Annotated in this window: 19 protein-coding genes; 9 read left to right on the top strand and 10 right to left on the bottom strand. The window is 66.6% G+C overall.

The genetic code is table 11. The features are described 5' to 3' along the window. Positions 1–71: 71 nt before the first annotated feature. Genes U5919_RS06640 through U5919_RS06630 form a run of 3 tightly spaced genes read right to left on the bottom strand, consistent with a single transcriptional unit; the run spans position 72 to position 2,369 of the window. A complete protein-coding gene (locus U5919_RS06640) occupies positions 72–536 on the bottom strand; it encodes an Lrp/AsnC family transcriptional regulator (protein WP_336022979.1) in 465 nt (154 codons plus the stop codon). 58 nt (positions 537–594) lie between these two features. Further along, positions 595–1,356, bottom strand: coding sequence for an ABC transporter permease (locus tag U5919_RS06635; protein WP_336022978.1), 762 nt, complete (start codon positions 1,354–1,356; stop codon positions 595–597). Continuing rightward, on the bottom strand, positions 1,353–2,369 hold the full coding sequence (locus U5919_RS06630; protein WP_336022977.1) for an ABC transporter ATP-binding protein: 1,017 nt from the start codon (positions 2,367–2,369) through the stop codon (positions 1,353–1,355). Before U5919_RS06630 ends, U5919_RS06635 begins: the two co-directional genes overlap by 4 nt. Positions 2,370–2,504: 135 nt before the next feature. On the opposite strand from U5919_RS06630, the gene U5919_RS06625 reads away from it, so the two are divergent. After that, positions 2,505–3,977, top strand: a complete 1,473-nt coding sequence (locus U5919_RS06625) for a PQQ-dependent sugar dehydrogenase (RefSeq protein WP_336022976.1) — start codon at positions 2,505–2,507, stop codon at positions 3,975–3,977. 17 nt (positions 3,978–3,994) lie between these two features. Here U5919_RS06625 and U5919_RS06620 read toward each other — a convergent pair whose 3' ends face one another. Beyond that, positions 3,995–4,984: a DUF7547 family protein gene (locus U5919_RS06620; protein WP_336022974.1), complete on the bottom strand. Its 990-nt coding sequence runs from the start codon at positions 4,982–4,984 to the stop codon at positions 3,995–3,997. A gap of 141 nt (positions 4,985–5,125) precedes the next feature. Beyond that, positions 5,126–6,214 (bottom strand): NADH:flavin oxidoreductase/NADH oxidase, encoded by a 1,089-nt coding sequence (locus U5919_RS06615; RefSeq protein WP_336022973.1) that lies wholly within the window; start codon positions 6,212–6,214, stop codon positions 5,126–5,128. Positions 6,215–6,368: 154 nt separating this feature from the next. Between U5919_RS06615 and U5919_RS06610 the strand changes: the two genes are divergently transcribed. Continuing rightward, the gene (locus U5919_RS06610) at positions 6,369–6,554 is read left to right on the top strand and encodes a hypothetical protein (RefSeq protein WP_336022971.1); all 186 of its coding nucleotides are present in this window, start codon (positions 6,369–6,371) and stop codon (positions 6,552–6,554) included. A 64-nt stretch (positions 6,555–6,618) separates the two neighbouring features. Here U5919_RS06610 and dpsA read toward each other — a convergent pair whose 3' ends face one another. Further along, complete coding sequence (dpsA, locus tag U5919_RS06605) at positions 6,619–7,155, bottom strand: DNA starvation/stationary phase protection protein DpsA (RefSeq protein WP_336022969.1); 537 nt, start codon at positions 7,153–7,155, stop codon at positions 6,619–6,621. Positions 7,156–7,319: 164 nt separating this feature from the next. Next, the gene (locus U5919_RS06600; protein WP_336022967.1) at positions 7,320–8,111 is read right to left on the bottom strand and encodes a GTP cyclohydrolase III; all 792 of its coding nucleotides are present in this window, start codon (positions 8,109–8,111) and stop codon (positions 7,320–7,322) included. Positions 8,112–8,295: 184 nt separating this feature from the next. Here U5919_RS06600 and U5919_RS06595 point away from each other — a divergent pair, with 184 nt between their 5' ends. Further along, entirely contained in the window at positions 8,296–8,886 is a 591-nt protein-coding gene (locus tag U5919_RS06595) for a DJ-1/PfpI family protein (protein WP_336022966.1), read from the top strand. A 116-nt stretch (positions 8,887–9,002) separates the two neighbouring features. Then, on the top strand, positions 9,003–9,176 hold the full coding sequence (locus tag U5919_RS06590; protein WP_336022964.1) for a hypothetical protein: 174 nt from the start codon (positions 9,003–9,005) through the stop codon (positions 9,174–9,176). A 63-nt stretch (positions 9,177–9,239) separates the two neighbouring features. Here U5919_RS06590 and U5919_RS06585 read toward each other — a convergent pair whose 3' ends face one another. Beyond that, positions 9,240–9,638, bottom strand: coding sequence for an OsmC family protein (locus U5919_RS06585; protein ID WP_336022962.1), 399 nt, complete (start codon positions 9,636–9,638; stop codon positions 9,240–9,242). Between the two features lie 126 nt (positions 9,639–9,764). After that, complete coding sequence (locus U5919_RS06580; RefSeq protein WP_336023879.1) at positions 9,765–10,481, bottom strand: metal-dependent hydrolase; 717 nt, start codon at positions 10,479–10,481, stop codon at positions 9,765–9,767. 185 nt (positions 10,482–10,666) lie between these two features. On the opposite strand from U5919_RS06580, the gene U5919_RS06575 reads away from it, so the two are divergent. After that, positions 10,667–11,398, top strand: coding sequence for a fumarylacetoacetate hydrolase family protein (locus tag U5919_RS06575; protein WP_336022961.1), 732 nt, complete (start codon positions 10,667–10,669; stop codon positions 11,396–11,398). A 19-nt stretch (positions 11,399–11,417) separates the two neighbouring features. On the opposite strand, the gene U5919_RS06570 is transcribed toward U5919_RS06575, so the two are convergent. Continuing rightward, positions 11,418–12,179, bottom strand: coding sequence for an Lrp/AsnC family transcriptional regulator (locus tag U5919_RS06570; RefSeq protein WP_336022959.1), 762 nt, complete (start codon positions 12,177–12,179; stop codon positions 11,418–11,420). A 229-nt stretch (positions 12,180–12,408) separates the two neighbouring features. Here U5919_RS06570 and U5919_RS06565 point away from each other — a divergent pair, with 229 nt between their 5' ends. From U5919_RS06565 to U5919_RS06550, 4 genes are all read left to right on the top strand, one after another. Beyond that, positions 12,409–12,834: a universal stress protein gene (locus U5919_RS06565; RefSeq protein ID WP_336022957.1), complete on the top strand. Its 426-nt coding sequence runs from the start codon at positions 12,409–12,411 to the stop codon at positions 12,832–12,834. Positions 12,835–12,885: 51 nt separating this feature from the next. Next, the gene (locus U5919_RS06560; RefSeq protein ID WP_336022955.1) at positions 12,886–15,132 is read left to right on the top strand and encodes an amino acid permease; all 2,247 of its coding nucleotides are present in this window, start codon (positions 12,886–12,888) and stop codon (positions 15,130–15,132) included. Positions 15,133–15,215: 83 nt separating this feature from the next. Next, the gene (locus U5919_RS06555) at positions 15,216–15,827 is read left to right on the top strand and encodes a gluconate 2-dehydrogenase subunit 3 family protein (RefSeq protein WP_336022954.1); all 612 of its coding nucleotides are present in this window, start codon (positions 15,216–15,218) and stop codon (positions 15,825–15,827) included. Next, complete coding sequence (locus U5919_RS06550; RefSeq protein WP_336022953.1) at positions 15,820–17,427, top strand: GMC family oxidoreductase; 1,608 nt, start codon at positions 15,820–15,822, stop codon at positions 17,425–17,427. Before U5919_RS06555 ends, U5919_RS06550 begins: the two co-directional genes overlap by 8 nt. Positions 17,428–17,502: the final 75 nt, after the last annotated feature.

Genomic DNA, 17,502 nt, shown 5'->3' with positions numbered 1-17,502 from the left:
TGCTGCGGCGCTCGACTCAGACAGCGGCCGAGAGCTACCTGTCGATCCGTCCAGCGACGATGCCGAGACGGCTAAGAAGAATCGAACTCGCCGAACGGTTTCGTCTCGTGGCTGCGGACGAGCACCTCGTCGGCCACTGTCAGCCCCATCTCCAGTAGCTCTTGGGCGACGGGAGTGATGTCGTCGTCCGTCTCCCCGACCACGGTGACGAGGAGGTTCCGCTCGCCGGTGACGAGTTCCTGTACCGAGACGACGCCGTCAATCTCGAGGATGTCCGGGATGAGGTCGCCGCGTTCCGGGATCGAGGCCGTGCAGAACAACAGCATCCGGAGCGGGTAGCCGGAGGCCTGATAGTCCACGTCTGCGCTGTAGCCCTTGATCATCCCGTCAGATTCGAGCCGCTGGATCCGCTTGCGGACGGTGCTGCCCGACGTCCCGGTCCGCTCGGCGATGTCGCCAGAGGACGTGTTTCGGGCGTCCTCTTGGAGCGCGTGGAGGATCGCTCTGTCGACGTGGTCGATCTCGTCTTCGGCCATAGCAGGGTGTTCGCGGGTGACGGACTAAGGAACTTCGCTCCTCGGTCGGCCGGACGGGTCAGTCCGTTCTCGGCACCGCGTACGCGCCGGCGACGAAGAACGCCGCCGCGAGGACTGCGACCACGACGAGGTTCGGAAGCGCAGCCGTCGTCGCCTCGGGATACGTCACTGCGCGAATCCCCCGCGCGACGTAGGTCAGCGGCGACAGCCCGAGTGCGGGGCGGAACCACGCGGGCAGCAGATCCGGGGTGACGAACGTCTCCGAGAGGAACAGGAGAGGAAGCGCGACGGCGTTCGAGGCCGCGATGACGCCGTCTTGGGAGTCGGCGACGCGTCCGATAATCGCGCCGAGTCCGCAGAAGAGCACGACGCCGAGGGCGACGAACGGGACGACGAGCAGCGTCGCGGGCGTCGTCGGGACCGCCGTGCCGGTGACGAGTACAGAGAGCGCGAGCAGGAGGAGCGCCGCGGCTCCGATCACGGCGACGTTCACGAGCGACTGCGCCAAGAGCCACTCTCCCCGCGTCAGCGGCGTCGTCGCCAGTTTCTCGAAGCGGCTCCCCTCGCGGTAGCGCGCGACCGTGCTACCGATCCGCGACAGCGGCGTGAACAGCACGACGACGGCGAGGTAGCCCGCGATGTAGTAGCCCTTCGGCTCCGCGAAGAGGCCGCCGCCCGTCGGTTGCGTCTGCACCAGCGCCCCGAAGATCACGACGATGATCGCCGGGAAGAAGAAGGTGAAGAAGACCGCCGTCCGCCGCCGCAGGAAGGCGTGCCACGACGCGACGAACTCCGCGCGGATCCGTCGGCGGCGGCTCATCGCTCTCTCCCCCGAGCGGAGCCGGACGCGTCGTCGCCCACATCGGCGATGTCACCGTCGTCAACACCGGAGATGTCACCGTCGCCAGCGCCGACGAACCCCTCATCGCCCGCCGCGAACCGCTCTCCGGTGAGTTCGAGGTAGACGTCTTCGAGGTCGGGCTGTTTCCACGTCAGCGACTCGAACGCGATACCGCGGGATTCGAGTGCGCTCACGACGTCGTCGATCTCGCGGGGCCCCACACCCTCGACGGACAGGACGCCGTCGGTCATCGAGGTCTCGAACGGGAAGCCGGCGTCGTCAAAGGCCAAGTTCGAGCGGGCGCGCTCGCTCTCGACGACGAGGCGACTGCGACCGCCGTGTTCGTCGATGAGGTCGGTCGGTCGGCCGACGGCGACGAGTCGGCCCTCGCTCAGGAACCCGACGCGGTCGGCGAGCCGTTCGACCTCGGCCATCGAGTGGCTCGTCAGGAACACGGTCGTTCCGCCGGCGGCGAGGCCGTCGAGCAGCGACCACAGCGCGCGGCGGCCCGCCGGGTCGATTCCGGTCGTCGGCTCGTCGAGAAAGAGCACGTCCGGATCGTTCACGAGCGCGATTGCGACGCAGACGCGACGCTTCTGACCGCCCGAAAGCGTTTCGTACCACTGCTCGGCGGTCTCGCTATCGATGCCGACGTCCGAGAGGACGCTCTCGGGGTCGCGCGCCACGTCGTAGCGCCCGCCGTACTGCGCGAGGAGTTCGCGGGGCGTGAGTCGCGCGGCGGGCGAGAACGACTGCGGGAGGAGTCCGATCTTCGACTTCTCGACGGTCTCGGGGTCGCGTCCGAGAACGGACACCGCCCCGTCGATATCAGTCGTTCCGGTGAGCGCGCGGACCAGCGTCGTCTTTCCCGCGCCGTTCGGGCCCACGAGACCGAACACTTCCCCCCGACCGACGTCGATCGAGACGCCGTCGAGCGCCGTCACGTCGCCGTAGGACTTCCGGACCCCGTCGGCGACGAGTGCCGCTGTCATACCACTCACTGGGTACCGTCGGCTGGTAAGCCGTTCGGATCCGACCGACCGGCGGCAACCTCCGTTATGCGACAACTGTCGTTGTCTCGATCGATCGGCCGAACCGTCCTTGTGTGTGCGTCCCGTTGTTCCCGTATGGACAGTCGCCGCAGACGGCAGTTCCTCCGAGCCGGCTTCGCCGCGGGACTCGCGTCGCTCGCGGGATGTGCAGGAGTCGAAGCCCCACAGAGTGGGGACGACTCGGACGGATCGGGGCAATCTGCGACCCGATCGGAAACATCGGATTCGAGCGGCGACGAGCGCCCCCCTCGAATTCCGACGCCGACCGAGACGGACAGCCCGCGCCCCGACCTCACCGACCCCTCGGTCGCACTCGAACCGGTCGCGACGGGGTTCGCCGCGCCGCTCGATTTCGTCGCGCCCGCCGGGACCGACCGACGCTTCGTCGTCGATCGCGACGGTCGGATCTGGGAACTCACCGACGGCGGTCGGCGGGATGCGCCCCTCGTCGACCTCTCAGAACGCGTCCTCCTCGGCGGCGAGCGCGGGCTTCTCGGCGCGGCCGCCCATCCGGATTTTTCCGAAAACGGCCGGCTTTACGTCCGCTACAGCGCCGAGTCTCGCGAGGGGACGCCGAGCAATTTCAGTCACACGGCCGTCCTCGCGGAGTTGACTGTCGATCCCGACCCGGCTGTGGCCGACGCCGACTCGGCTGTGGCCGACGCCGGCGCGGCTGAGGACGACCCCGACGAGCGGACCGTCCTCGAAGTCCCGCAGCCGCAGTCGAACCACAACGCCGGCGCGCTCGCGTTCGGCCCCGAGGGATACCTCTACGTCGCGTTCGGCGACGGCGGTGGGGGTAACGACGTCGGGACGGGTCACGTCGACGACTGGTACGACGCCGTCGACGGCGGGAACGGACAGGACGTCACGGAGAACTTGCTCGGGAGCGTCCTCCGGATCGACGTGGACGGCCGCGGGGGCGTCGCCGGAAGCAGTGCAACCGCGGGCGACGACGAGAAGCCCTACGCGATCCCCGAGGACAACCCGCTCGTCGGTCGTGAGGGACTCGACGAACAGTACGCGTGGGGCTTTCGGAACCCGTGGCGGCTCTCGTTTCACGGCCGGGACTGCTACGTCGCCGACGTCGGCCAGAACGCGTGGGAGGAGCTGAACCTGCTCGAACGCGGCGGCAACTACGGCTGGAACGTCCGCGAGGGTGCGCACTGCTTTCGAACTGACGAGTGCCCGACCACGACCCCGAACGGCGAGCCCTTCGTCGACCCCGTCGCGGAGTACCCCCACGACGGCGAGGACGTCTCAGGCGTGTCGATCATCGGCGGGGTCGTCGCCGCCGACGACTCGGTCGGTGCGCTGCGTGGCGCGTACGTCTTCGCGGATTTCGTTGCACGGGGGCGGTTGTTCGCGGTCGACCCCGGCTCGACCCCGCCGTGGGACATCGTTCCCGTCGACGTTGCGGACGACGACCTCGGACGATTCGTCCTCGGCTTCGGACGCGATCAGCGTGGCGACGTCTACGTCCTCACGACCGAGGAGAGCGACGGCGGCGGCGAGACCGGATCGGTCGCTCGGCTCGTCTCACCCTGAACACCCCGACGAGCGCGTTACGAATTCGACTCCTCGTCGCGGTCACCTGAATCGTCGGGGCGATCCTCCGATGCGTCGTCGTGACTCTCCGATGCGTCGCCGTGACTCCCCGATTCCTCATTCTCGGGCGTATTCGACGCGTCATTCTCTGACGAATCTGATGCGTCGGCATCGGCTTCCGACCCCGACCGCCCGTCTACCTCGTCCTTGATCGATGCGAGTTCGGCTTCGACGTCCACGGCCGGCGAGTCGTCGCCAGTCTCGGTTCCACCGGGTTTCCGTCCGTCGTCAGAACCCGATCCGTCGGCAGAATCCGGTCCGTCGGCAGCCCCCTCCGATTCGCGCGCGTCCCGGACGCTGATTTCGACGCCGCTAGCCTGCGTTGTCGCGTCCGAGACCGATGAGTCGCGCTCGCCGGACGCCTCGGCGAGCCGACCTGAGACCTCATCGGAGAGCCGTCGGGCGTCTTCGAGGAGCGTTCTGGACGACTCCTCTTCGGGGAGATCCGCCTCCGACAGCGCGGTCTGCAGCTCCGAGAGCGCCCGTTCGACGCCGGAGACGGCCCCGCGGCCGACGCCCGCGACCCCGTCGCTCAACCGCGCTGCCGACGACCGATCCGCGCGGTCGGAGCCGTCGAACGCAGATCGTTCCGGATCGGCGAGCCGAAGCGCCCCGCGGAGGAGTTCCAGCGACTGGATCGTCGCTTCGAGCGTCGCGACGAGCGTCGGCAGCGTGTGCTGTTCGGTGAACCGGAACAGCTCCGAAAGCGACGGCGGACGCGGAGGACTCGATCGACGCGGGGAATCCGTTCGTCGGGGTCGCGTTCGTCGGGATCGGCGGTCTGGGGGCGCATCGGTGCTATTCTCCCCGGAAGCTCGTCCGTCACGCTCCGAATGTGTTCCCGACGACGCGTCGGTCTCATCGAGTTCGGATCGAAGCGCCGAGAGCGTCGCTTCCAACTCGGCGACGAGCGCCCGGAGGTCCTCCTCGGAGTCGCGTGGGGCCATACTCGGCGTAGGGTTCGCGCGGTCAAAAACGTGTGCGCCGGAAAGCGACTACTCGATCGACGAGCCGAGCGAACCGTGCTAGCGGAACCGACCGGGTTTCGAGTGGAATCGACCGGACTCCTAGTCGAACCGACCGCGATCCTACCGGAATCGACCGCGCTCGTACTGCTTCGGCCACTCGATGTCGACGCCGAGTTCGTGGGCGGCTTCGAGCGTGAAGTAGGGGTTTCGGAGGTGCTCCCGGCCGAGAATCGCCAGATCAGCGCGCTCGTTCCTGATCAGTTGATCAGCCTGCTCGGGCGTCGTGATCCCGCCGACGGCCCCGACGGCCGCGTCCGTGGCCTCGCGTACGCGCTCTGCGTACGGGACCTGATAGCCGGGACCGCTCTCGGGGACCCGTTGCTCGGGGTGGATGCCCCCCGAACTGACGTCGATCAGATCGGCTCCGGCCTCGGCGAGCAGGGGTGCGAGCCGCGCGGAGTCCTCGAGGTCCCACGAGGGACGATCCGGGAGCCAGTCTGTCGCGGAGATCCGCACGAATACGGGGCGGTCGTCCGGCCACGCCTCGCGCACCGTCTCGACCACTTCCAGCGGGAAACGAGCGCGGTTCTCGAAATCGCCGCCGTACTCGTCGTCGCGCTGGTTGGTGACCGGTGAGAGGAACTCGTGGAGGAGGTATCCGTGTGCGAGGTGAACCTCCGCGATCTGAAAGCCGACGTCGAGCGCGCGTTCGGCGGCGAGACGGAACTGCCCTCTCACGCGGTCCATATCGTCGCGGGTCATCGCCCGCGTGGGAACCGGTTCCCCCTCGGCGTGCGGGTAGGGCTCGGCGCTCGGCGCGAGCACTTCCCAGCCGCCGTCGTCGAGCGAAATCGGGTCGCCCCCGTCCCACGGCGGCGTCACGCTGCCCTTTCGCCCGGCGTGCGCGAGCTGTATTCCGGGGACGGTGCCGCGCTCTCGCATAAACGCGACCGTCTCCCGCAGGGCGTCGGCGTGGTCGTCGGACCAGATGCCGAGGTCGCCCGGCGAGATGCGACCCGCCGGCGAGACGGCGGTCGCTTCGGTCATTACGATTCCGGCCCCGCCGACGGCGCGGCTCCCCAAGTGCACGCGGTGCCACTCGGTCGCGAACCCGTCTTCGGCGGAGTACTGACACATCGGCGATACCATCACTCGGTTCGGGACCGTCGTCCCGCGGAGGTCCAACGGCGTGAACAGCGACTCGGTCATCGCCGGAACATCGGTTCGCGCGAGTAAACAGTTGACGTCCGCGGTCGGTCCGCGGACGGTCCGCCACGACGCGGTGGACAGACGATCGCGTCCGTCCCATTTTGTTTTAGGCTGACCAAAAGTGTTTTATTCGCCCCCCGATCACTCTCTGGTGATGAACGGAACGGATGCCGTCGAAGGAGACGGCGGGAACGAACTCGATTCTGAGGAACCGACGGCGGTGGCGACGAACGTTTCGGCGCACCAGTCCTCGCCCGAGCGCGTCGTCTTCACGGAGAGCGGCAACTGCGACGGGTGGATCTCGATCGACGCGGATCTCGCGAGTCGCGTTCGCCGGTAATACGGTCGACCGGTTTCGCCGATAACAACGACCGACTGCGGGTTCGACGCTCCGACTGCGTGACTTATTCGACGACGAGCGTGTCGTCTTCGAGGTAATGCTCGATGTGGTGTGCGGCATCCTCGACGTCGATGAGGTTCTCGCGAAGCATATGCGCGGTCGTCGGGTCACCGAGGTTCTCCGCGAGTTCGACGTGGTCTCGGAGCGTCTCGATAATGTCGCCGTACATCTCCATATCGTTGCGGAGCGACGTGCGGATGTCGTAGACGTCCTCGTCTTCGGGCGTCACCGCTGCCTGCTCCTCCAGCACACCCATACCGGCGACCGGCACGCCGCCGAGCGCCTGCGCTCGTTCGGCGAGTTCGTCGGCGAATTCTTCGGCCTCTGCGGCGGCCTCACCGAGGAACAGATGGAGGTCGCGGAACTCCGCGCCCTCGACGTTCCAGTGGTGCTTCTTCAATTGGTGGTAGAGGACGTACGTCGACGCGAGATCCGTGTTCAACGCGTCGACGAGCTGCGTCGCCTTCTCCGCGTCGACCCGGAGCGCCTCGCTTCCCTCGACTTCGCCCGCGTGCTGTCGGACCGTCTTCTGTGTGCTCATTGCGCCTTCACGTTGGTTCGCCAGTGACTTAATACTTCGACCTGAACAAAAATGTTTTTTCCAAACGAGAATAAAATATATTCATATCGAGGCAAGCGGGTCGACGTCGTCGACGCGGTTCGTCCGCAGCGGCGTTCGCGTCCCGGGACTCCCGTCGACCCCGCTCAGTCAGTCGCGATTTCGATGTCACCGACGGGGTGGCTCAGTTCTACGATCGTTCCGTCGTGGCGGCATCGTTCGAGCGCGTGCTTGGCGTCCATTCCGGCCTCGTGCGGCGTGCGTGCGGCACCGACACCGACCTTGAGTTCGACCCCCGCCTCGGCCTCGACGTGGTCGATCGCCTCGCGGTAGTCGTCGGCGTCCATCGCCGGACAGATCGAGATGATGTTGTCGCCGCCGACGAAGAAGGAGAGCGCGCCGTACTCCTCGCGGAGGTACCGCATCAGCGCCGCGTACCCCTGCTCGATCCGGATGAACGAGTCGAACTCGTTGAGCCGATCGGTGTACTTGCCGGTGGCGTCGTTGACGTCGAAGTGTGCGATCTGGACGTCCCCTTGGGTCCGATCGGATTCCGAAAGGAACTCACCCGCGAGCACCTCGCGGCGATCGCCGTCTTGGGCTGATCCGGCGCGCTGGAGTCCGGCAGTCGCCGTTTCGAGCGCTTCGACGGGCGAGGCGTCGATGCCGATACTGAGGCTGATCGTCACCGGGTAGCGGTTCCCGATCGTCTCCTGTAAGAGCGCGTGATCCGCCGCGTCCAGTCCGTTCGTGATCGCCACCATATTGTCGAACCGCGTGAAGAACACGTACCCGTCGCGGCTGCCGACGAACTGCGCCAAGTCCGCGAAGAGTCGAGACTGCAGCGTCTGCAGATCCATCTCGCGGCGCGGTTCCGGCGTCACCGTCCACGGCCCGTAATTGTCGATCTGAACGAGAGTGAGCTGGGAGTTCGTCACATCCGTTCCGTGGGACCTCGCGTATATGCCTCTTTCCGTATCAGATTAGATCACCGTCTCATAATTGGGATGATATCGAAACAATCCGTAAATATCGGGAGATATCCGGAGATTTGATGAAACACCACTAACCCGACACAACGGTTACTGGCGTACAGACCGAGAGACTCACCGAGGCAATACGATGGGAAAACAGATTCTGATGGTCGTCGGTGACTTCGGCGAAGACTACGAGACGATGGTCCCGTATCAGGCCCTAGAGATGGTCGGCCACGACGTCGACGCTGTCTGTCCGGAGAAGGAGGCCGGGGACACGGTCAAAACCGCGATTCACGACTTCCGAGGCGATCAGACGTATCTCGAAACGCGCGGGCACGACTTCGCGGTGAACGCGACGATGGACGAGATCGATCCCGCAGACTACGACGCACTCGTCGTTCCCGGCGGTCGAGCGCCGGAGTATCTCCGGACCTACGACGAGGTGTTGGATACCGTCCGGCACTTCTTCGAGACCGACAAGCCCGTCGCGGCGGTCTGTCACGGCCCGCAGATTCTCGCCGCCGCGGGGGTCCTCGACGGCTACGAGATGACCGCCTATCCGGCGGTCCGCGCGGAGGTCGAGGCGGCGGGCTGCTCGTGGGTCGACGAGGTGACCGTCGACGGCAACCTCGTCACCGGGCAGGCGTGGCCCGACCACCCCGAGTGGCTCGCGGCGTTCTTAGACCTCCTCGGCACGGAGATCGAAGCGGGCGAACCCGCCGCTGCCGACGATTGAACTCGACTGCTCGATCGCCGGGACTCGTTGCCGCCGGTCGACATCTCACGCGGACCTCCACGAGGCGTGGTACCGTCTGACAAAGATTTATATCTAATCGTGGCGTTCCCGTTCGTATGGACAGTCAGCCGAACAGTCCGTACGTCTACTCCGAGGAGATCTCGGAACCAGCCGAACCGTACGTCTCACACGACGAAGTCGAAGAACAGACCCTTCCGGATCCGGAGGGCCGAGACGTGATCATCGCCGACGGACAGGCGATGAGCTTCCGCGCGTATCACCGGCGCTGAGTGCGTACTGGACTGATTCTCGAATCGGAATTCTTCGAGGCGTAACTCCTCGAAGCGGCCCGTTCAGAACGCGTCGCCGTGGACCGTCGCGTCCGCGTGCAGGCCCTCTCGGAGCGCCGAGTGGACGTGACAGATTCCCTTCGCGCGATCGAGGATCTCCGCGAGCGTCTCCTCGTCGAGGTCGGCCTCGACGTAGATGTCGAATCGGATCGCTTCGAGGTCATCGTCCTCGTCGAGGTCGGCGTCCGCGTCGATCTGGACCTTCCCGAGGTCATCGTGACCCCGCTGTTGGCCGCCGACGCGGAACGCGGGCAGGAAACAGGACGCGTAGTCGGCGACGAGCACGGAGTTCGGGTCCGGTCCCGACTCGCCGAGCGCGTCGATCGTGAGCTCGAAGTCGCCGACTTGGCTGGTACTCGCGAACCCTTCCTCGCTGACTGTCGAAGTCTGAATGTCGCTCATTCCGTCCGGAAGAACGGATGGGTGCGTCCTAAAGGTTGCCGACCGGGTCGTATTCGCCCCGACCTGCGACGGAGGGCGGATCGCTCGGGGCCCCGACTGCTCGTCGGCTTCGATCGCTTCCGCGCGCTATTCGAGCGTGAACGACTCGTCGCCGTCGAGGGCGTGGACCTCCGCGTTGGAGCCGGCGGCCTTCACCTCGCGGACGAAGTCGTCGGTGTCGATCTCGATCGGCGGGAACGAGTCGTAATGCATCGGGAAGACGTAATCGACGTCGAGCCAGTCGGTCGCGATCGCCCCCTGAACCGGACCCATCGTGAAGTGATCGCCGACCGGGAGCGCCGCGGCGTCGGGCTCCAGATACGGCCCGATCACCTCTCGCATCTCCGTCATCAGGCCGGTGTCGCCGGCGTGATAGAACGTCGTCGCGTCCGCGTCGGACTCTTGGGTGGGCTTCTTGTCGCTGATGAGGAAGCCGACGGGGGTGCCGAGGCTGTGTTCGTAGCCCGTGTTGAGCCCGTTCGTGTGGTCCGCGCGGTGCATCGTCACGAACGCCTCGCCGCACTCGACGGTGCCGCCCATGTTCATCCCGATGCTCTCGGAGAAGCCGACTTCCGCCTCCATATAGCCGGTCATCTCCGGGACGCCGACGACCGTCGCGTCGGTAAACGCCCCGGCGTCGGCGATGTGGTCGGCGTGGCCGTGGGTGAGGAGCAGGTAGTCGGGCGTCTCGACGTCGTCCGCGGAGAGGCTCGTCTTCGGGTTGTCGAAGAACGGGTCGATCAGGAAGGTGGTGCCGTCGACGTCGACGTGCCACGTGGAGTGGCCGTGCCAAGTGAGTTCCATCGTCATCGTCCACCTCGATATTCTACCGGATCGACAATAAAGCGTACTGTCGAGGTGCGTGGGTTTGCCCGGCGGCGAACGGTGGGGAGCGGTGACGGACGTCGATCGGAGCCGACGGGATAGCAACGTCGATCGGAGCCGACGAGATAGAAAGAACGAAACCGAGCGCGGACGACCCGACGCGTATGCACACGGTCAGATTCAGAGATCCCGCGGGATCGATCCGAGCGGGCGAGTGGCACGGCGACAGCGTCTCCTTCGGCGGGGAGACGCACGACCTCGCGGACATCGACGTCCTGCCGCCGTCGGAGCCGACGAAGATCGTCTGCGTCGGCCGCAACTACGCCGACCACGCCGCGGAGATGGATAACGAGATCCCGGATCGACCGCTGTTGTTCCTCAAGCCGCCGAACGCGCTCTCGGCGCACGGCGACACGGTGACGCTGCCCGCCCGAAAGGAACGGATCGATCACGAGGCCGAGATGGCGGTCGTCATCAGCGAGGCCGCGCGGAACGTCGACGCCGACGACGCGATGGAGTACGTCGCCGGGTTCACGTGCCTGAACGACCTCTCGAACCGCGACGATCAGCGTCGAGAGACGAACTGGGTTCGCGGGAAGGCCTTCGACAACGCAGCACCGACGGGGCCGGTGCTGGCGACGCCCGACGAGGTGCCGGACGACGCGAGCATCGAACTGCGCGTCAACGGAGAGACGCGGCAGTCGTCCTCGCGCGATCACCTCGCCTTCTCGGTGCCGGACCTCATCGAGGAGATCACGACGTACCTCACGCTCGAAGCGGGCGACGTCATCGCGACCGGTACGCCCGCCGGCGTCGGCCCGCTCGAAGACGGCGACACCGTCGAGGTCGAGTTGGAAGGCGTCGGCGTCCTCGAACACGACGTCCGAATCCCGTAGCGCCGGCGCAATCGAAAAATCAGCCGTTCGCGGCCGTTTCCTCGGCGACGAAGGCGTCGAGCACTCGATCCGTTTTCCCCTTCCGTGAGAGCACCGTGACGATGTCGTCGCGGCGGATCACGGTCGTCCCGTGCGGCGTCAGCACCTGATCGTCGCGCTCGATCGCGATCACCAGCGAGTCCTCGTCGAGAACGTCGCTTTGCACCGCCTCTTCGAGCGACTGGTCGACGATCGGCGCGTCGGCTTGGACGGTCACGTCGACGACGTTCGCGTCGCCCGCGAGGCTGATGAAATCGGTCGCCTCGCTCGCCGGACGATCCTCGTCAGGGCCGAACGGCCCGTACGGATAGCCCACCTCCGCCTCGACGAGCGTCTCGTCTTCGATTTCGATCCCGAGCTTCGAGAGGGCCCGCGTGATTCGGCGCAACGATTCGGTGTCGGCCCCGACCGCGACGATGTGGAGGTTTCGCCGACCGGTCATCAGCTCTCGGACGTTGATGACGCCCGGGATCACGCCGGCCTCCCGCGCGAGCGTCTTCCGTTCGGACACCGGTGCGTTGCAGACGTAGAGGTTCGTCAAGTGCCCTTCAGCCTGCTCGAAGTCGACCTGTGCGGTGTAGCCGCGGATGATGTCGTGTTCTTCGAGCTGTGCGATGCGGTTCCGGATCGTTCCGGGGGAGACGCCCACCGCGTCGGCGACGGTCGGCGCGGAGGTGTTCCGCGCGTCACGCATCAGCTCGTAGATGATGCGCCGGTCGATTTCATCGAGCCGATAATCCATACGACGTGAACGTGGGGCGACCACTTTACTGTAGTCGACTGAGCCCGAATACATAACAATCCCGATTTCATTACTCATAGAGTAGAATTTAGATGTATATTTGCGGATTCAACAATCTGATCGGAAATATTATGTGTTCTCCCTGAAGATCCTCTCGTATGGCTCGCATCGCAACCACGGACGCCAACCGAATCGGATTCACTGCCCGTCCACGGTCGGAGGGGAGCCGATGACGATACTCGATCACGTACTCCTCCCCATCGCGAGCGAGGAGGATGCGATCTCGACGTGCGAGGCGATCGAACCCCACCTCTCGAACGTGGGGCGCGTCACGGCGATCCACGTCATCGAGAAGGCCGAGGGAGCGATCGACAAAGCACCCATCGGAAAGCGCCGCGAGGACGCCGCGGCGTTTCTCTCGGTGGTCGAAGAGCGGATCGGCGACGAGGTCGTCGTCGAGACGCGGACGGTGTTCGGCCGCAGCGTCGTCGAGGCGATATTCGACACGGCGACCGAGGTCGACGCCACGGCCGTCGCGTTTCGGCCGCGGGGAGGGAATCGAATCGCTCGGCTGCTCGCGGGCGACACCGCCACGAACATCGTGACGAATCCGGCGGTCCCGGTCGTTTCGCTGCCGTTGCGGAGGGACGACTGAGATGGTGTCGCCCGCGCGTCGACGGACGTCCACAACTCGGAGGGCGGCGCTGTGAGCGACGAAGAGCTCGCGAAGGACCTCGGCTTGGTCTCGGCGATGACGATCGGGATCGGGACGATGATCGGGGCGGGAATCTTCGTGCTCCCCGGCGTCGCCGCCAGAGCGGCGGGACCGGTCGTCGTCGTCTCGTTCGTCGTCGGCGGCGTCATCGCGATGGTCAACGCCCTCTCGATCTCGGAACTCGGGACGGCGATGCCGAAAGCGGGCGGCGGCTACTACTTCGTCAACCGGGCGCTCGGTCCGCTGTTCGGTTCGATCGCCGGGCTCGGCGACTGGATGGGATTGGCCTTCGCCTCCGCGTTCTACAGCATCGGGTTCGGTCAGTACCTCGCCACGCTCCTCCCGGTTCCTGGCGCGTTCATCCTCACCGACATCCAGGTCGGCGCGTTGATCGCCGGTGCGGCGTTCGTCCTCGTGAACTACGTCGGCGCGAAAGAAACCGGCGGCATCCAGACGATCATCGTCTCGGTGTTACTCCTAATCCTCACGCTGTTCGCGGTCCGTGGATGGCTCTCGTTCGACTTCGCGACGCTGACCGGCGACGGCGGACTGGCCCCGATGGGGTACGGAGCGATTCTCCCCGGCACCGCGCTGGTGTTCGTCTCGTTCCTCGGGTACGCGAAGATCGCCACGGTCGCAGAGGAGTTGAAGAACCCGGGCAGGAACCTCCCGATCGCAATCATCGGCAGCGTCGCGCTCGTGACCGTCATCTATGCGATTCTCGTCAGCATTATGCTGGGCGTGGTCCCGTGGCCCGACTTGAGCCAGAGCGCACCGCTCACGCAGGCGACGGAGGCGGCGTTTCCCGGCGGCTGGTCCGGTATCGCGGTCACGATCGTCACCGCGGGCGCGCTGCTCGCGACGGCCTCCAGCGCCAACGCGTCGATCCTCGCATCCGCGCGGATCAACTTCGCGATGGGACGCGATCAGATCGTCACCGACTGGCTCAACGAGATCCATCCGCAGTTCGCCACGCCGTACCGCTCGATCCTCGTCACCGGTGGACTGATTCTCGCCTTCATCGTGGCACTCGGGCAGGACCTCGAAATCCTCTCGAAGGCCGCGAGCGTGCTTCACCTCGTCGTGTACGCGCTGATGAACGCCGCGCTCATCGTCTTCCGCGAGACCGACGACCCCGAGTACGATCCCGACTTCACGGTCCCGCTGTATCCGATCACGCCGATCGTCGGATTGGTGCTCTCTCTCGGACTGCTGGCGTTCGTCGGGACGCGCGAGCTCGCGCTGTCGGCCGTGTTCGTCGTCGGGGCGATCGTGTGGTACTTCGCCTACGCGCGAAACCACACGACGAGTGAAGGACTGCTCTCGAAGTATATCCGAACGCGTAGCGGAGAGCTCCCACCACCAGTCGTCGACGCAGCCGAAACCGTCGCGCCCAACGGCTCGGGGGAGTCGGAGTCGACGTCGACCGTGATGGTCGCGCTCTCGAACCCGCGGACCGAACGGGCGCTCGTGACGCTCGCGAGCGCGCTCGCGTCGACCAACGATTCCCGCGTGCTGGCGACGCACGTGATTCAAGTCCCGGATCAGACCTCTCTGGCGGCGGCCGCCGAACGGCGCGAGCAGATCGCGTCGGAGTCCGAACAGCTCCTCGAAGACGCCCGCGGGCACGCCGAATCGTTCGGTGTCCCGGTCGAGACGCGAACCATCCTCTCACATCAGGGAGCGACAGAGGTGTTCGACGCGGCGCGAGAACACGACGTCGACGCTGTCGTTATGGGATACGGCGGTGCGCGGTTGGGCGGCGGACGCGCCGAGGGCGCGCTCGCCGGCAATCCCCCGTGCGACGTGCTCGTGCTCAACGAGCGACAGTTCGATCCCTCGGAGGTCCTGCTCCCGACCGCGGGCGGATACTCCTCGGACCTCTCTGCGGACGTCGCGCGAGCGCTTCGCGACCGGCTCGACTCGACGGTCTCCGTGTTGTATGTCGTCGACGACGACGATAGGGAAGCCGGCCGCGAGTTCGTTACCGAGTGGGCGGCTGAGCACGGCCTCGCCGACGCCGAACTGCTCGTCGAAACCGGTGACGTCGAGGCGGCGATCGAGCGGGCGGCCGCAGACCGGACGCTCGTGCTGATCGGTGCGACCGAAGAGGGGCTGCTCTCCCGCGTCGTCCGCGGATCGCTGTCGATGTCGGTCCTCGAAGATCTCGACACATCAGTCCTGCTAACCGAGCGCCCGACAGCGCGGTCGGTGAGAGAGCGGTTATTCGGTCGGTGATCCGCGGCCATCGCCGTTCTTTTCGGAGCCACTGACGAGCGAGAAGGACAACCCATAAGTTTAGGCTAACCTAATCCGAGTCCGTGAAACTGACGCGACGCGACGCGTTGGCCGCGGTGGCGGCGGCAGGGGCGACAGTCGGCGGGGGCGCGCTCGCCGGCCGTATCGAGCCGCCGCGAGCGGACAGCGACGCGGACGCCGCTCCCGGACCGGCATCGTCCGCGAACCCGTCGCTGTCGACGGACCTACTGGACCTCCTCGACGCCGTCGCCGAGGTGCTCTACCCCCGTGAGGCTTCGGGCCGTCGCGCGTTCGTCGAAGAGTACGCGCTGGGACGAACGGAGGGTCGACCGATCTATCGTGACGGCGTTCGGGAGGCCGCGGCGCAGCTCGATGCGGTCGCCCGCGACTGGCACGGCGATTCGTACGCGGATCTGGACGCCGAGACGCGGGACACACTACTCCGTCGGCTGGGCGTCGAGACAGCTGAACCGGATCCTGAGGGACCGATCACCGACCGGATCCGGTTCTACCTCGTCGATAACCTCCTCTTCGCGTTCTACGCGTCACCGGCGGGGGGCCGCCTCGTCGGCATCGAGAATCCGATCGGCTACCCCGGCGGCATCGAGAGCTACCAGCGCGGCTCAATGCCGGACCGCGGTGAGGAGCCGTGGGGAGGCGACCGCGATGGCTGAGGACGGCGGCGTCGGCGACGGCCGCGACCGCACGCCGTCGGCCCGTGCGGACGTCTGCGTCGTCGGTTCCGGTCCCGCCGGCGCGCTCGTCGCTCATCGGCTCGCGGACGCTGGAGCCGACGTCGTCGTCCTCGAAGCCGGGCCGCGGTTCGACTTTTCCCGGCGGCGCGAGCAGCAGGAAGAACACATCCGACCGGGGATGGACGACCTGTGGGGAATGGGCGGCCCCCGCGACGACTACACGACTGCCGGGAAGCACTACCCGCTGAACGCGGCGCGCGTCAAGGGCGTCGGCGGCTCGACGCTGCACTGGCAGGGAATGGTGATGCGTCTCCACGAGCGCGACTTCGAGATGGACACGCGCTACGGTCTCGGGGCCGACTGGCCGATCGACTACGAGGACCTCCGACCCCACTACGCCGACGCCGAGCGCGAACTCGGCGTCGCGGGCGCGATGGACAACCCCTACGCGCCGCCGCGCGAGGAGCCGTTTCCGCTCTCGGCGTTTCCGCCCTCCCACTCGGACTCGCTGTTCGCGGAGGCCTGCGAGCGTCTAGGGATCGATATGCACTCGGTGCCGAACGCGCGGAACTCCGAGTCCTACGACGGACGGTCGGCCTGTCAGGGCTACGGGACGTGCCGACCGGTCTGTCCCTCCGGGGCGAAGTACACCGCCGAGTCCCACGTCGACAAGGCCGAAACAGCCGGCGCGCGCGTGATCGATCACGCACCCGTGCAACGGCTCGAACACGACGAGTCGGGCGAGGTCGTCGAGGCCGCGGTGTACGCGACCCCCGACGGGAACGAACACCGACAGACGGCCCGACGGTTCGTCGTCGCCTGCGGCGGCGTCGAGAACGCGCGCCTGCTCCTCCTGTCGGAGTCCGAGCGGTACCCGGACGGCTTGGCCAACACCTCCGGCGCAGTCGGTCGCTTCTTTATGGACCACCTCTTCGCCGGGGCGGGCGGCCGACTCGACGAACCGACACGGCAGAACCACATCGGGTTCATCACCAGCGAGTGCCACCAGTTCTACGACGACGAAGAGCCGATCGAGGGCGTGAAACTGGAGTTCCTCAACTACGCCGGGCCGTCGCCGGTGATCGAAGCCCTGCACGCGGAGACGTGGGGCGACGAGCTGCTCGATCAGCTCCGAGAGTCTTACGGCACCCACATCGCGATGGGCGGCCTCGTCGAGCAGTTGCCCGACGCGGAGAACCGCGTCACGCTCGATCCGGAGCGCCGCGACGATCACGGCAACCCCGTCCCGCACATCGAGTGGTCGCTCTCCGAACGGACGCGAGACGCGATCCGACGGGCCAACGAGGTCCAGCACGCGATCCTCGAGGAACTCGGCGCGTCGATCGAGTGGACGGTCGGACCGGGCGCGACCGGCCCCGCCTACCACCAGATGGGGACGACGCGGATGGGGACAGACCCCGACGAGAGCGTCGTCGACAGCACCTGCCGGACGCACGACCTCTCGAACCTCTGGGTCGTCGGCTCGTCGGTGTTCCCCACCGGCGGCGCGATGAACCCGACGCTCACCATCGCAGCGCTGTCGCTCCGGGCGGCCGACTCGCTTGCCGATTCGCTGTAGATTCGAGACTGGAACCGGGGAACGCGTCGGCGTCGACCGCGAGACACACCCTTAAAGACCCGCCGGCGACAGCGT

Source organism: Halobellus sp. LT62, from assembly GCF_037031285.1.
Classification (GTDB): domain Archaea; phylum Halobacteriota; class Halobacteria; order Halobacteriales; family Haloferacaceae; genus Haloquadratum; species Haloquadratum salinisoli.
The sequence above is the reverse complement of the archived record's forward strand: the minus strand, read 5'-3'. Positions and strand labels throughout refer to the sequence as shown.

Bases quoted from the DNA above. Each gene is read 5' to 3' on its own strand.
- U5919_RS06640 (WP_336022979.1), bottom strand. From the start codon at position 536: ATGGCCGAAGACGAGATCGACCACGTCGACAGAGCGATCCTCCACGCG.
- U5919_RS06635 (WP_336022978.1), bottom strand. From the start codon at position 1,356: ATGAGCCGCCGCCGACGGATCCGCGCGGAGTTCGTCGCGTCGTGGCAC.
- U5919_RS06630 (WP_336022977.1), bottom strand. From the start codon at position 2,369: ATGACAGCGGCACTCGTCGCCGACGGGGTCCGGAAGTCCTACGGCGAC.
- U5919_RS06625 (WP_336022976.1), top strand. From the start codon at position 2,505: ATGGACAGTCGCCGCAGACGGCAGTTCCTCCGAGCCGGCTTCGCCGCG.
- U5919_RS06620 (WP_336022974.1), bottom strand. From the start codon at position 4,984: ATGGCCCCACGCGACTCCGAGGAGGACCTCCGGGCGCTCGTCGCCGAG.
- U5919_RS06615 (WP_336022973.1), bottom strand. From the start codon at position 6,214: ATGACCGAGTCGCTGTTCACGCCGTTGGACCTCCGCGGGACGACGGTC.
- U5919_RS06610 (WP_336022971.1), top strand. From the start codon at position 6,369: ATGAACGGAACGGATGCCGTCGAAGGAGACGGCGGGAACGAACTCGAT.
- dpsA (WP_336022969.1), bottom strand. From the start codon at position 7,155: ATGAGCACACAGAAGACGGTCCGACAGCACGCGGGCGAAGTCGAGGGA.
- U5919_RS06595 (WP_336022966.1), top strand. From the start codon at position 8,296: ATGGGAAAACAGATTCTGATGGTCGTCGGTGACTTCGGCGAAGACTAC.
- U5919_RS06590 (WP_336022964.1), top strand. From the start codon at position 9,003: ATGGACAGTCAGCCGAACAGTCCGTACGTCTACTCCGAGGAGATCTCG.
- U5919_RS06585 (WP_336022962.1), bottom strand. From the start codon at position 9,638: ATGAGCGACATTCAGACTTCGACAGTCAGCGAGGAAGGGTTCGCGAGT.
- U5919_RS06580 (WP_336023879.1), bottom strand. From the start codon at position 10,481: ATGGAACTCACTTGGCACGGCCACTCCACGTGGCACGTCGACGTCGAC.
- U5919_RS06575 (WP_336022961.1), top strand. From the start codon at position 10,667: ATGCACACGGTCAGATTCAGAGATCCCGCGGGATCGATCCGAGCGGGC.
- U5919_RS06570 (WP_336022959.1), bottom strand. From the start codon at position 12,179: ATGGATTATCGGCTCGATGAAATCGACCGGCGCATCATCTACGAGCTG.
- U5919_RS06565 (WP_336022957.1), top strand. From the start codon at position 12,409: ATGACGATACTCGATCACGTACTCCTCCCCATCGCGAGCGAGGAGGAT.
- U5919_RS06550 (WP_336022953.1), top strand. From the start codon at position 15,820: ATGGCTGAGGACGGCGGCGTCGGCGACGGCCGCGACCGCACGCCGTCG.